The sequence below is a fragment of the Enterobacter cloacae complex sp. 2024EL-00227 genome (assembly GCF_043945315.1).
Lineage (GTDB): Bacteria > Pseudomonadota > Gammaproteobacteria > Enterobacterales > Enterobacteriaceae > Enterobacter > Enterobacter roggenkampii.
The window spans coordinates 400,227-414,016 of the sequence record NZ_JBIMQP010000003.1; the positions used below are offsets into that span (position 1 = coordinate 400,227).

Annotated in this window: 12 protein-coding genes; all 12 read right to left on the minus strand. The window is 58.5% G+C overall.

From position 1 onward, the window contains the following. Positions 1-2: 2 nt before the first annotated feature. The 12 genes from ACHH0Z_RS07680 to ACHH0Z_RS07735 all read right to left on the minus strand — a co-directional run bounded on the left by ACHH0Z_RS07680 (position 3) and on the right by ACHH0Z_RS07735 (position 13,784). Positions 3-800, minus strand: coding sequence for a PP2C family serine/threonine-protein phosphatase (locus ACHH0Z_RS07680; protein ID WP_008502637.1), 798 nt, complete (start codon positions 798-800; stop codon positions 3-5). Then, positions 797-2,557, minus strand: a complete 1,761-nt coding sequence (gene tagH, locus ACHH0Z_RS07685) for a type VI secretion system-associated FHA domain protein TagH (RefSeq protein ID WP_021240379.1) — start codon at positions 2,555-2,557, stop codon at positions 797-799. The genes ACHH0Z_RS07680 and tagH overlap by 4 nt, the downstream gene beginning before the upstream one ends. Positions 2,558-2,638: 81 nt before the next feature. Continuing rightward, positions 2,639-3,046, minus strand: coding sequence for a putative T6SS immunity periplasmic lipoprotein (locus ACHH0Z_RS07690; RefSeq protein ID WP_031274939.1), 408 nt, complete (start codon positions 3,044-3,046; stop codon positions 2,639-2,641). Beyond that, complete coding sequence (locus tag ACHH0Z_RS07695) at positions 3,037-3,579, minus strand: hypothetical protein (RefSeq protein WP_023293798.1); 543 nt, start codon at positions 3,577-3,579, stop codon at positions 3,037-3,039. Before ACHH0Z_RS07695 ends, ACHH0Z_RS07690 begins: the two co-directional genes overlap by 10 nt. A gap of 57 nt (positions 3,580-3,636) precedes the next feature. Then, complete coding sequence (locus ACHH0Z_RS07700) at positions 3,637-4,119, minus strand: type VI secretion system tube protein Hcp (RefSeq protein WP_008502640.1); 483 nt, start codon at positions 4,117-4,119, stop codon at positions 3,637-3,639. Positions 4,120-4,299: 180 nt separating this feature from the next. Then, positions 4,300-4,737, minus strand: coding sequence for a T6SS amidase immunity protein Tai4 family protein (locus tag ACHH0Z_RS07705; RefSeq protein ID WP_395149508.1), 438 nt, complete (start codon positions 4,735-4,737; stop codon positions 4,300-4,302). 320 nt (positions 4,738-5,057) lie between these two features. Further along, positions 5,058-6,557, minus strand: coding sequence for a type VI secretion system contractile sheath large subunit (gene tssC / locus ACHH0Z_RS07710; protein WP_013096181.1), 1,500 nt, complete (start codon positions 6,555-6,557; stop codon positions 5,058-5,060). Positions 6,558-6,560: 3 nt separating this feature from the next. Then, a complete protein-coding gene (tssB, locus tag ACHH0Z_RS07715; RefSeq protein WP_008502644.1) occupies positions 6,561-7,085 on the minus strand; it encodes a type VI secretion system contractile sheath small subunit in 525 nt (174 codons plus the stop codon). Between the two features lie 75 nt (positions 7,086-7,160). Continuing rightward, positions 7,161-8,177 (minus strand): type VI secretion system protein TssA, encoded by a 1,017-nt coding sequence (tssA, locus tag ACHH0Z_RS07720; RefSeq protein ID WP_021240386.1) that lies wholly within the window; start codon positions 8,175-8,177, stop codon positions 7,161-7,163. 11 nt (positions 8,178-8,188) lie between these two features. Next, a complete protein-coding gene (gene tagF, locus ACHH0Z_RS07725; protein WP_008502646.1) occupies positions 8,189-8,905 on the minus strand; it encodes a type VI secretion system-associated protein TagF in 717 nt (238 codons plus the stop codon). Positions 8,906-8,921: 16 nt separating this feature from the next. After that, a complete protein-coding gene (gene tssM, locus ACHH0Z_RS07730; RefSeq protein WP_045410461.1) occupies positions 8,922-12,542 on the minus strand; it encodes a type VI secretion system membrane subunit TssM in 3,621 nt (1,206 codons plus the stop codon). A 3-nt stretch (positions 12,543-12,545) separates the two neighbouring features. Further along, positions 12,546-13,784 (minus strand): DotU family type VI secretion system protein, encoded by a 1,239-nt coding sequence (locus ACHH0Z_RS07735; protein ID WP_008502648.1) that lies wholly within the window; start codon positions 13,782-13,784, stop codon positions 12,546-12,548. Positions 13,785-13,790: the final 6 nt, after the last annotated feature.

The window sequence follows — 13,790 nt, forward strand, 5'->3', positions numbered from 1 at the left end:
GTCTAATCAGTTCCGCAGGGAAGAAATTGTGCTGCGTCAGAGAGAGTGTGCAGCAAAGTGGTGTCCTGAGGGTTGCCCATCCATACCGCCAGGGCAGTATAGTTATCCTGGGCATTCCCCTCCTGTTCGCCATTCTTTTGAATGATTTGGTTCATTAAGGTCAGCCACTCCTGCGGCGTATTCACCATATGCAGCGACTGCTTCATTTGCTCTTCGCTGACGCCGTGCCAGAACCCGTCGGTGCAGAGTAAAAAGGCATCGCCGTCTTCAACCTGCACCACGTCGCTGTAGCTCGCTTCCGGCCCGCCGTTTTCAATTCCCAGCGCCAGATAGAGCAGATTGCTGTTCAGGTTGTCGGTCTGGTGCCCGGCATCTTTCATCTGCTGCACCAGGCTGTGGTCGGTGGTCACATGCCACAGCCATCCCCGGCGGAACAGGTACAGGCGGCTGTCTCCGGCATGGGCCCAGTAGGCCAGCCCGTAATCACGGTCAATGAACAGGCTAACCAGCGTCGTGCCCATCCGGCGATAGTCCTGAACGGCCTGCTGTTCGCTGAGAATAGTGCGATTCGCCGTCTGCACGTAGTCGCGAATATGCTGCGCATTAAGATGTTTGTCGCCATCAAAGCGGGAGATAATGCTATTGCGGGCCAGCGCGGCGGCCACTTCGCCGCCCGGCAGCCCCGCGATGCCGTCGCAGACGACAAAGCAGGCTGAACGTTCCCCAATGGTTTCTCCCGTCTGATCCTGGTTGCTGGCGCGCGTCCCCTGGCGGGAGAGAGAAGCCGTTGCGATATTCATTTGTCTTCCGATCCGCTCTGTGAGTCTTTGTACTGATTGACCTCCATGTCATACGCATGAAGGAAGGCCTCGCCGAACAGGGTGTGGAAGTCGTCCTCAATCTCGCCCGCCGTCTCGCCATAGCTGCGAACAAAGTAGTCCCACAGGGCGGCTTTGCGGCTGCCCGGCAGCGCCAGACGCGAGGTCATGCCGTTCTGCTTCGCCTGCTCTTCCAGCTGTTCCGGGTTAAAGGACTGCAGCATCGCGGCAATGATGGCGCGGATGCCGGAGATCATGCCCAGCTGGTGCGCCTGCAGGTCGATCAGCGCGTCGCGCACGGATTTGGTCGGCGGCATAAAGCCCGGCATCGGGGTGCCGAACATCTGGATTAACACGGTTTTGCCGGTCGGCAACAGCTTGAACGGGTTGTTGGCATCGTCCAGCACCATGGTCATGTCGGCTTTTACGCCGCGCTTGAGGATAGAGCGCGAGGAGAGTAGCGCCACGGTCCCCTGAGAGAACATACCGAGGATCTGCCCCAGCTGACGCATATTTTCACGGTCAAACTGCGGAACGGGCTGCATTTCGCTGAGCCCCATCCCCTCCAGCAGCGCCTCCAGCAGCTCGCCCTGCAGCACTTCGCCCTTCTCACCGCTGTTTGCCGTGGCGGTTGGGGCGGCGGCGTTATTGACCGGATCGATGCGCAGGCGGCCCTTCGGTGCCTGAGCGCTGCTGCGCGCAACGGCCTGTGGCGTCGGCATGGTGAAGCCAGCGTAATCCGGTCGCGCGGGCTCCTCTTCAGCACGCGGTTCCTCCTGCGGCTCAGGGGCGAACAGCGGAGAATCGGCCAGCGCGTCCTCTTCCTGCTCAGGTTCCGGCACGGGGGCTGGCTTCTCGTTAATCACGTCATCCGGATGGGTTAACGGCGCGCCGCCCATCAGCCCGAGCGGGTCGTCATTACGCGCGGCTGGCGCGCTGGACTTACCGCCAAACAGGGCCAGCGGATCGAGCTCATCCGTCCCCTCTTCGTTCGGGGCTGGCTGGGTCTCAACCGGTGGCACCAGCGTGGAAGGCGTAACGTCGTCAAAAATGCTCTCTTTTTTAAACAGCGCTTCGTCGCTGAACAGCGAGTCCGGATCGACATGCTTACGTTCGAGCGTGGGATCGCTGTCGTTGAACATCGCCAGCGGATCTTCGGCGTTACGCTCCGGGGCTGCAGGCTGGGAGAACGGATCGTGCGATGCCGCAGGCTGCGGTTTTGTACGGTTGCTGGAGATGCTGTCGGAGATGGAAAACTCCTGCATCAGGCTATCCCAGATCTCCGTTGGCACGGCGGTCGGCTCGGCTTTCCCACGGGGTGCGGCACTCGCCGGTTTCGGCTGCTGCGCAGGCGCAGGAGCCACGGTCGGACGCGCCTGCTGGTGCAGGCTGGCCGCCATGCGGCTCACGGGCTGGGTATCGTGGATCAGTTCGGTCACTTCGATACGGTAGTCATCAATACCGAGAATGTCGCCATCCTGCAGCTCAACCTGACGCCCTCGCTCCAGCGGAATGTCATTTAATACTACGCGGGTGACGCTGCCGCGGTTGGTGACGCGGCATTCGCCCTGAGCGTCAACGTGAACAATGGCCTGCAGACGAGAGATGGTGCGGTCATTGTCCGGCAATACCAGATTGTTATCCGTACCGCGCCCAATGGTGCCGCCCGGGGCGTAAAAATCACAGCTGCTTTGCGGCGGCTGATGACCGGGTTTCGTAGAAATAATCGTGAATCGCATGGCGTATTCCTGCTGGTATGATTAGCGCTCAAACGCTGCCGCTCTCGGGGCGAGAACGGCGGCGTTTGGGGTTAACACATTCTATTCAGTCTGCGTAAGCTTAAACTGGCCTGAGGGACCTTCTTGTAAGGTGAAGCGGGCCGCATAGCGAATTGAATCGTTTTTCCCTGACACCTTCAGAGCAACATCATATTCTCCGGCTTGCCACGCAATCCCCTGCCACTGGTGACACTGTTGGGTCGTTAACGTCACTTCAGGGCTAAACGTTGACGGCGGCGATACCGCTTTCCATTCATTTCCCGCGCGTTTCATTATGGTGGGCGAATGGCTGGTGACAGGCGCGTCTAACCCGGAGTTAGCGGGAATAGCAAAGCAGGGTTCGTTGTTCTTTAGCGTAACCGAAAGCGACTGATATTGTGCAGGATGAGATACGCAGGCACTCACCGTTAATGCGATTGCTACAACACTGAGTAACTGTTTCATAACCATACCCGCCGGTCTTTAGGATTTTGAATAAACAACGATAATACCTGCAGGTATTTATCCTTCAGGTCGGGGCCGATTATTCCCTCAAACCCAGCAATGTTCCGGAAATCACCCAGGCCGTAATTTATCAAATAATAAAAATCTGAAATGATAGAAGCCTGCTGCTCCATACCAAAGTCCGATAGTTTTTTATCGGGGGGCAGAGAATAATTATAACTTGCTGCCCAACTGAATGCACCTCGGGTTCGAACATTCATTCCAATCTGATGCTGCAATACATGCACCATTTCGTGAATAAACCAGTGTTTATATCGCGGAACCTCTATTGAGAAGTCATCCCGATAATGCGGCTCGCGAAAATAGAGCTCACCATTGGGGGTCATCGCGACATCAGTCGACTGCATATTAAACGGCAAATAGCTTTTATTATGGACTTTAACTTCTGAATACTTTATTGCGTCACTAAAAACCGAGCGCGCCAGTGCTATTTCGCCAATGGTGAGAGGACGGGCGCCTCCTTCCTGCAAACTTGCCATGCTATCTTCCTTCCCGGTTGATAATGACCGGGGAAAACTCCCCGGCCACATACGCAATTATGCTTCTTTGTTTTCTTTGATGTTCCAGCCAGCACTGCTTTCAGCACCTTTACCACCCGACGTGGTCTGCTCCCAGTACTGCTGTTTCACTTTCGCAGCCTGGAATGCATAGGTCACACCAACGGTATCGCCGTTGTCAGCACCGGTATACTGAACAGAGGTCACCAGCACATCTTCCAGCGTGATGCGGGAGTATTCCACCTGCTGGCCGCCCGCTTTACAAACGGACAGCTCAACTTTAGTCAGGTGTTTACCGCTTGCGCAGTGTTTCAGGATAGCGGTGGTGGATTTGTCGATCAGCGCGTTAACGTGCAGGTCGTTAAAGTTAACTTTACCGGCACCGCCGCCACCGCCAACGCTCATATTACCTGGCTGGGAAGCGCCCCAGGAGAAGGAGGTAATATCAGTCCAGCCGGTGTGGTTAGAATCTTTAGATTCGCCCGTAACACCCTCGACCTTCAGAAACATATCAATAGCCATAATATCTACTCTTCGTGGATGAACAATATTGCTTTCGAAAAAGCACTTATATGGCAAACAGGAAAGCATGGGGCTGAATAAAACCGTCCATATTTTACCTCTGCCTCACATCAAATGACCCGTGTCATTTGACAGTCTTACATTCCCCCTGAATGAACGGAAAGAATGTGAAGTCTTTTACTACTGCGGGTTATCCTGAATCCAGGTACGTTCAGGATCGCCTAAGATGACCTGCGGAACCAGTTTGTTCAGCTCATCGCTATGATAAAGACGTAAACAGTTTAAGGTTACGCCTTTGACATCGGGTTTTCGCTCTGAATGAAAAACGTTAATTTGATTTTTATATTTTCCGATGAGGGCATCCACTTTATCAGTGCCATTTTCGGCATCAAAAAGTATCCACTCAATGAATGCACTTGCACTGCGGGCCGCATCAGCAGAAAACTGGCTGCCTTTATCTGCCACCTGCGCAAGGCATCGCGCCAGAACTAAATCTTTTAAAACCTGCCGGTATGTTTGCTGATGATAAAAATCAGGATAGTTATTCCCGGCACACACATAAGAGGTCATAAATACGAGGAAAAAACAGAAACGTTTCACCTTAATATCCTTTGCCATAGGATCCGCAGCGCATCAGTCCGCGTAAAATACTAATTTTTCTCTTTCCGTTTTTCTGCGACAACGTATATCCCTATCGCTAATGCATTAAGTCCAGCGCATAGAAATGCATGCATTGCGATTCGCGGGAAATCTGCCGGCCAGTCAAAGATAAACAAATAGTAGCCGGATACCGTCACAAACAGCATGAATGAAATTATTAGCAACGTATAAATGGCTAAATAGCTGATGAATTTTCGTATTAACGCTGTCAGAGTCAAATTCATTAGCTATCTCATATTCACCGAAATGTAGCCGGCCCAATGGGCCGGCTACATTTATCACGCGTCTTTCGTCTTCAGCGACGGCAGTTTAGATACCAGACGCAGGGAAACGGTCAGACCTTCCAGCTGGTAGTGCGGACGCAGGAAGAACTTCGCGGCGTAGTAGCCCGGGTTGTCCTCAATCTCCTGCACCTGCACTTCCGCAGCCGCCAGCGGTTTGCGGGACTTGGTCTCCTGGGAGGAGTTCGCCGGGTCACCGTCCACATAGTTCATGACCCAGTCGTTCAGCCAGCGCTCCATCTCTTCGCGCTCGCGGAAGGAGCCGATTTTGTCGCGCACGATGCACTTCAGGTAGTGGGCAAAACGGCAGCAGGCGAACAGGTACGGCAGACGAGAAGCCAGACGCGCGTTGGCGGTGGCATCCGGGTCGTGGTACTCGGCCGGTTTTTGCAGGGACTGCGCGCCGATGAAGGCAGCAAAGTCGGAGTTTTTGCGGTGAACCAGCGGCATAAAGCCGTTTTTCGCCAGCTCGGCTTCACGACGATCGCTGATGGCGATCTCGGTCGGGCACTTCATGTCCACGCCGCCGTCATCGCTCGGGAAGGTGTGGCACGGCAGGTTTTCCACCGCCCCGCCGGACTCCACGCCGCGAATTGAGGTGCACCAGCCGTACTCTTTAAAGGAGCGGTTGATGTTGGCTGCCATCGCATAGGCCGCGTTCGCCCAGGCGTAGCTGTTGTGGTTCGCGCCGTCGGTCTGCTCTTCAAAGTCAAAGCTGTCGACCGGGTTGGTGCGAATGCCGTACGGCAGGCGCGACAGGAAGCGCGGCATCACCAGGCCCAGATAGCGGGCATCTTCGGATTCACGCAGTGAACGCCAGGCGGCGTATTCGGTGTTCTGGAAGATCTTGGTCAGGTCTCGCGGGTTGGCCAGCTCCTGCCAGGACTCCATCTGCATCACGCCCGGTGCGGTACCGGTAATGAACGGACAGTGTGCCGCAGAACCGATGCGCGCCATTTCGCCCAGCAGCTCAACGTCCTGCGGGCTGTGGTCGAAGTAGTAGTCGCCGACGATGCAGCCAAACGGCTCGCCGCCGAACTGACCGTACTCCTGCTCGTAGATTTTCTTGAAGATCGGGCTCTGGTCCCAGCCCACGCCCTTGTAGCGCTTCAGGGTGCGGCCCAGCTCCTGCTTGGAGATGCTCATAAAGCGGATCTTCAGCATCTCGTCGGTTTCAGTGTTGTTCACCAGGTAGCTCAGACCGCGCCAGGCGCTCTCCAGCTTCTGAAACTCTTCGTGGTGAATGATCTGGTTCACCTGCTGCGACAGCTGCTCATCGATACCGGCAATCAGGTTCTGAATGGTGCGGTAGGTATCGTTCGAGAAGGTGACGGTATTTTCCAGCGCCTGCTGCGCCAGGGTTTTGACCGCGCTTTCGACGGCGGAACGCGCCTGGTCGGTTTTCGGGCGGAACTCTTTGTTCAGCAGCGCGCTGAATTCATCCTGGCTGAACGCCTGACCCGCCTGCTGCTCGTGTTGTTGAGTCTGGTTGCTCATCGATTATTCCTCGCTACCTTTCGCGCTTTCGTCATTTTTCGGCAACTGGCTCAGGGATTTGAGCAGCGTCGGATCCTGCAGAATTTTTGCGATCAGCTCTTCCGCACCGTTTTTACCGTCCATATAGGTCAGCAGGTTGGAGAGCTGGGTGCGCGCTTCCAGCAGCTTGTTCAGCGGCTCAACCTTGCGGGCCACCGCGTCCGGCAGGAAGTCGTCCATGCTGTCGAAGGTCAGATCCACGTTGAGCTTACCTTCGCCGGTCAGGGTGTTGTCCACCTGGAACGCCACGCGCGGCTTCAGCGCCTTCATGCGTTCGTCAAAGTTGTCGATGTCGATTTCGAGGAATTTACGCTCGTCGACGGCCGGCAGGTTTTCCACCGGTTTGCCGACCAGATCGGCCATAACGCCCATCACAAACGGCAGCTGAATTTTACGTTCTGCACCGTAGATCTCTACGTCATACTCGATCTGCACGCGGGGGGCACGGTTACGTGCGATGAATTTCTGCCCACTGTTACTCATTGCCATGATGTTCTCCATCAAAGATGCGCGGTGAAGGTGAAACGCCAGGCTCCATGCCTGACGTCATAATGCCTGGACGCGCTATTCGCGGCGCCCAAAGATGTTTTCCAGTTGGTTAACGCCGTCTGGCGCCAGGTCGCGAATAATGTCCATAAAGTTAAGTTCTGACAGCCGCTGCACCCGTTCAATCATCAGCGGTGCGGGGTGGCTTGGTTCGTACTGCGCAAAATACTGCTTCGCTTTTTCCAGCATCAGCTGGGCGTCGGCGCGGCTGGTGACCTGCACGCTGCGCCAGTCGGTCACCGGCTGAACGGGCTGCGTAGCCGTCGGCTGCTGCTCAGCCTGGGGTTCAGCCTGCGCATCACGGTTCGGCAGCAGCTTGCTGATGTCGGTCACCTGACAGGCGCTGGCCACCAGCCCCACGGTTTTCAGCAGTTGCTCCATCTCCGGCACGCCGCTTTCACCGAGATGCCCGATGAGCAGCTCGCGAATGGCCAGCAGACGTTCGTTAATGACGATGACCGCGGCGGTCCCCGGCTGGTCGCCGCGAGCCAGCTCGTCAATCAGCCGCGGGCGCCCGCCGGGATAGTCCGGGCATTCGGTTTTACTGCCGTCCAGCAGCGCCTGGGCATCCCGCAGCGAAATTTCATCGCCGTTTGAACGCAGCAGCGAGGCGTTGCGTACCGCGACCGTCAGGTCAGATTTATCACTCAGCCCGGCGAGAGCGTTGATGCGGTAGAACGGGTCGGTTTCACCGTACTCTTCGAGCAGCGGATAGAGCGGCTCCCAGTAGCGGGCGATCGCCTCCTGCACCAGCAGCAATCCGTCCGCGTAGCCCGCCAGCCCGCGACGGCGGGTCCAGGCATGGGTTAACGCCAGCAGGACGCGAAGATCTTTGGTGCGGGTCAGCAGGCTGGTGGCGTATTTTTCGACCGTGTTCCAGTCAGCAGGCTCCGCCGGGATGATGGTGTCGCCAAACTGCTGTTCCGCTTTCCCAAGGCTTGCCTGGTTCATCGCCTGGAAGTCAGCGTCGTACTCCAGGTTTTCGCCGCAGGGGTTGTCGGGGCTTATGGGCGCGAGAAATTCTTCGATATTCATGAGATCCCTGCTTATTCAAACATAGGCGGATAGAGACCGTGACGGCCCGGACGGGCGCCCCCTGCCGGATCGAACAGCAGGGTGAAAAGCTGCCCGGTAAAGTTGCCGCTGTGCACGTGGGTGTAGAGCGGGTATCCGTCGCAGCGGTTGGTCCACCAGTAGCTGGTCTGACGCAGCGGGTCAAAGCACTCTGCCGCCTGAGGCCAGCCCAGCGTGCTCTGGCCGTCCTCGTCGTAGCCAATCACATCCAGGATGTCGGAGCGCTTTTGCGGCTCGACCGGCTGCGGCGCCGGAATGGACATCAGCATCTCGTCGAGCTGCGAGGCGGAAAAACTGTTGCGCACCGCGTGCAGCCCCAGACGACCAATCTGCTGATACCAGCTTTCGGCCTGGCTGAGCAGGCTGGTCGACCACTCTGACGGGGCGAAGCTCAGCTGAATGCAAACCGGGTATTGTCGGCCGACGCTGTCGCGCCCGGGCAGCAGACAGCCCATCTGGATCATCTGGCTGCCCAGCATGGGCGGTACCACAAAATTCCAGACGGGTGCTTTCTGAAACGGGCGCTCGCCGCTGCGCTGCTCTTCCTGCTGCCAGGCCAGCAGACCGACCTGGAACCAGTGCGACCACTGGCGCTGTAAGGTGTCAGGAAAGCGGCGCTGCAAAAAATCTCCGGCGCTGGGTAACTTGCCATACCAGCTGTAGCGGTTCATCGCAGGGGTATTCGTCATACGGCTGTCCTTGCGGTTATGGGCATGAGAAACGGGGAAGCTGGAACGGGTTGCGAATGCTGTTTGGCGCAAACTCCAGCGTGACCTGATGTCCGTCGACATTGAAGGTGGCCTGACGGCTAAGGCTACCCGCCCCCGGGCTGGTGCTCGCTTTATCAAAGAAGCGGTTCAGCGCCCAGGAACCGTTGGTCACCAGCGTCGCCGTGCTGCCGTTCGCCAGACCCAGCTGCATGCGGACCTGGTTGGTGCCGCCCGGCCCCGGCCAGTTCATGATCTGCACCGCCTGCGGCCCGTGGCTGTAGCGCAGCAGCTGACCGTCCACGTCCAGGGTCAGGTTCAGAATGGTGTTATCCATTCGCACGGTGCGAACCGTCACCTTGAAGGACGGCGTGGTTGCGCCGTTAGCAAAGAAGGCGTCGCGAATCGACTGGGCCTGCTGGAACGGTCTCAGCAGCCCTTCGCTTCCCGGCAGCGTTTTCCCGTCGATGCCCGGCATAAAGCGCCAGTTGGCCTGGGTGGTGTCCACTTTGCTGGTCAGGTTATCGCGAAAGAAGGTATCCATCAGCCCGGTCCCCGGCGCAAACATGCGCGCGAGATCGTCAGGGGTGACCTCGGTGCTGGCGCTGCGCACCAGCGGGTAGCGACCGGCAATCGCCTGACGGCAGAACCCGCCCACCTCAACGTTAATGCGCTTACGCACGTTTTCCAGATCGCGACGCTGGGTGTCGCTGCTGGCGCCCACCGCCATGTTGCTGAACATGGTTTGCAGCCCGCCCGGCAGACGACCGGCGCTGGCCTGCAGGCGGCTGATCGCCTCCCCGCCCGGCGCCGGCATGCCGCTGTTGGCGGCATCCTGCACGGCGGTCAGGTAGCGATACAGCTCATCCACCTGCTTGAGAAAATCGTCAAACACGATGGTCTTCCCGCCCTTCTCCAGCGGCTGGGCCAGCTCAATCATCGGCGCGTAATGGTCGGTCACCAGCTGCTCCGGCGCCTGGGTAACCGCGGCGGCCTGCGTTGGCGCGTTGTCATTATTGCTGAACAGCGCTTCCAGCGTGCGGGTGGCGCGGCTGCTTTGCGCCTGCGCTTTACCCGCATCTTCCGGCGCTGGCGTATCGCGGGAGAGCGTCAGGACCTGGCTCAGGTTCTGCACCAGGCGGCGCAGCGGCGAGTTGGCGCCGGAAAGCAGGCGCGCGGTGTTGATGCGCTGGGAAAGGTCGGCGCTGTTATTCAGCTGAATGTCAGCGAGAAAGCGATCCCAGTTAGCGATAAAGTCGCGCATATAGAGATGGCGCACGGCGTTATCGATCTGCTGTTTATCTTCCTGCGCCGTGGCGGCCCCCAGCACCCAGGCGTCGTCCTCGTGCAGGGCGGTGGTAACGCTGTCAATCTGGCCGTTAAAGCTTTTCCAGTAGCCGTCCGGCGTATACAGACCCGGAACGCCTTCGCTCACCGGCTTGCCGCTTTTGCGGGAAAATACCAGCTCGCTCTGCGGTCCGCCCAGGTCGGAAAGGGAGACCGGCTTCAGGTTGTCGTCATGTTCCAGCAGGCGCTTCAGGCGGCCGTAGACGCGGGTTGAAAGCGGCTGCTGGCCGATCATCGCTCTTTCGCGCGCCACCAGGGACTCGTCCTGCGCGTACGGCGAGGCCTGAATTTTCGGCTCCAGCAGCTGCGTCAGGTGCCATTCAAGCTGCTGCAGCTGCGCCTTCGTGACGTTCTGCGGCAGGTTACGCTGCAGGTTGAGCATTACCCACGAATGCAGGAATTTGCCGTCGTAGTGCTTCGGCTGATAGAGCATCTGATAGGCTTTCAGCGCCTCGTAGCTGTATTCCACATCGCTGCCGCTGTCGTTGCGAAGCCAGGTGGTGATGTGCATGGCGACGGCAGGGAGCAGCATCTGATCCAGCGCTTTCTGATACAGGGACTGAGAGGCGTCGCTGACGTCATCCCCGCGATAAAGCCCCATACGGCGGGAGACCGGCGGATCGTTCACGTCAAACGCGTCGCTTTTCGGCAGATCCACCAGGCTATTCAGCAGCGGCAGCAGTTCGAACAGGTCACGCTGGGTCTGGTTCTGTAAGGCCTTGCTCTGCTGGTCGAGCAGCGGAACCTTCGCATCCACTTCTTCCAGGTAGGCCTTGTTTTTGGCATAGCTGGTGAGCCACAGTCCACCCAGGATCACCAGCAGGGCCAGCAGCGCCGCATAGCCAGACCAGATCACGGCCCGGTTGCGCAGCTCCCACCAGCGGTTTTCTCCGGCGATCCCGGCTTCCTGGAAGATGACGTTTTGCAGCAGGTTCTTGATGAAGAAACTCTGGCCTTTTGCGCCCGGGATTGGCGATTCTTTGCTGACCGAATCCCAGTTATCGCTCTCTGCCCCTTCCGGCAGCGACAGCGCGCGGTTCAGTTCGCCCATCACGCGGTCGAACGGCATGCCTTCCTGCGTCCCGCTGGCGAAGTAGATCCCGCGCGGAGAGAACTCGGTTTCGAAGTTCGAGCGGGCGAAGACCGTGCTCAGGTAATCCGCCAGCAGCGGACGCAGCGCGGCGAACTCCTGCGGGAAAAGATATGCTTCGGCGCGGGTCTTCGCGTCATGCTCTTTGAGCATGGTTTCCGGCAGCCCGGCGTCGAGGCGCTGCTGCAGCAGAGAAAACTCCTGCTGGAAGTTGCCCATCAGATCGTAATCGGCGTGTTTGGTTTGTTCCCACGGCAGCGTGAAGCCCCAGATCTGGTCGCGCTGCGCTTTATCGTAGTCGGCAAACCAGGCGCGGAAGCCTTTAAGCAGGTCGGCCTTGGTCACCATCACGTAGACCGGGAAGCGAATCCCCAGCTGTTCATGCAGCTCGGACAGACGCTGACGCAGGTTCACCGCCTGCTGGCGGGACGCCTCGGCTGACTGGGTGAGCAGGTCAGAAATGCTGATGGTGACGATCACACCGTTGATCGGCTGGCGGCGGCGATACTTGCGCAGTAACCCCATGAACTGCAGCCATTCCCCGGCGTCCTGCACCTGCTCGCTCTCCTGGGTGGTATAGCGACCAGCGGTGTCCAGCAGCACGGCCTCGTTGGTAAACCACCAGTCGCAGTTGCGCGTGCCGCCAATGCCGCGCAGGGCGGTCTTACCGAAACGGTCGGCCAGCGGGAACTGCAGCCCGGAGTTGACCAGCGCCGTGGTTTTACCGGAACCCGGCGCGCCGATAATGACGTACCACGGCAGCTGATAGAGATATTGCGTGCTGAAGCGCTGCGTCCACTGAGCGCCCTGTCCCGCCTTGCTGAAGTGCGCTTTTTTCAGCATCTGCGCGGCTTCATCAAAACGGCTGGCGAGGATCTGCTCCTCGTTGTTCAGTCGCTTCTGCGGATCCGCCGCTTCCGGGCTGGTGGTGTTCTCATTGAGCTTGTCCATCAGCTTGCGGTTCAGCCAGGCGTTATAAAGACGCGGCAGAATGTGGCCCTGCGCCCACAGCAGATAGACCACGGCGATACTGATGATGCGGTTCTGTTCAGATTCAAGCGGCCGGGTGTCCACGATGGACAACAGCGGGCCAATCATCCAGATCACCGCCGCCAGCGCCGTGACGCCGAGGAAGCTCCACAGAATGCGGTTAGTCAGTATGGAAAGAAGAGTCGTCAGCATTCCTTAGTTTCCTTGCGGCAATCCGTTCAGCTCGGCCTGGGTATTTTCAGGCGACACCAGCAGAGTAATTTCCACACGGCGGTTACGGGCGCGGTTTTCAGGCGTCGTGTTCGGCGCTACCGGGTTAATCTCTCCCCGCCCTTCCGCTTTCACGCGGCCAGGCTGAGAGAGGCTTCCCTGCAGCATTTTCTGTACCGAGCGGGCGCGTTCCAGAGAGAGTTCATAGTTAGAGGCAAAGCGCGCGCTGCGGATCGGCACGTTGTCGCTGTAGCCCACCACCAGAATTTTGCCGCTCACGTTATTCATTGCCTGCGCGATGCGGTGGATGACCGGTTCATAGCGGTCGCGCACGACGGTCGAGGCAGAGGCAAACAGCCCGTCGCCTTTCAGGATAACCACGCTGCGATCCGCTTCGTCTTTCACCGCGACGAGGCCAGCCTCGATCTCCGGTTTCAGGAAGCCGCGCAGGTTCAGCACTGCCGGAAGCTGACGCGCCGGTTGCTGAATAGTGGTTTCCGGCAGCTGGGACTGGTAAATCTTCGCCAGCACCGGGTTGGTGCTGTCGCCAAGACGCCAGTTGAGCACGATATAAAACAGACAGGCGATAAACCCGGCCAGCGCCACGCAGGCCCAGAGAGGAACCATCGGCCGCCAGAGCTTGCGCAGCACCGGGCGATCTTCCGGATGGGGAGAAAGCGGCGCCGGATAGCTGCCGCGCACGCCGCGGATCATCTGCCACAGCCGCTGCTTGATGGTCTCAAGCTGGGTGCGGCCATTGTCCAGCACCCGATAGCGTCCTTCGAAGCCGAGCAGCAGGCAGTAGTTGATCATCTCCAGCAGCAGAATGTGCTCGCGCGGGTTTTGCGACAGGCGCGCCAGCAGCTGGAAGAACTTCTCGCCGCCCCAGGTTTCGTTATGGAACGTCACCAGCAGGCCGTTGCTCGACCAGACCCCGCTGCTGCCCCAGGGGGTGAGCGCGGCGGCTTCATCAAGCGCCGTACACAGGCAGTAACGTGCCCCGACGATCACTTCGTAAGGCAGCCCCGCCTGCTGACAGCGGACTTCGAAACGGCGAATTTCATCGATCAGGCGCTGGCGTAACGCCACCTGATCGTCGTGCGATACCGAATGACGGATCTGCGGAATCGCATTGAGCAGCGGATTGGCGGCCGCCACCAGCTGATTGTTGCTACTGGCCCCGGTGAACGCGGCATCGCTGCCGGTATCCTGTCGTTCCTGCATATTAAG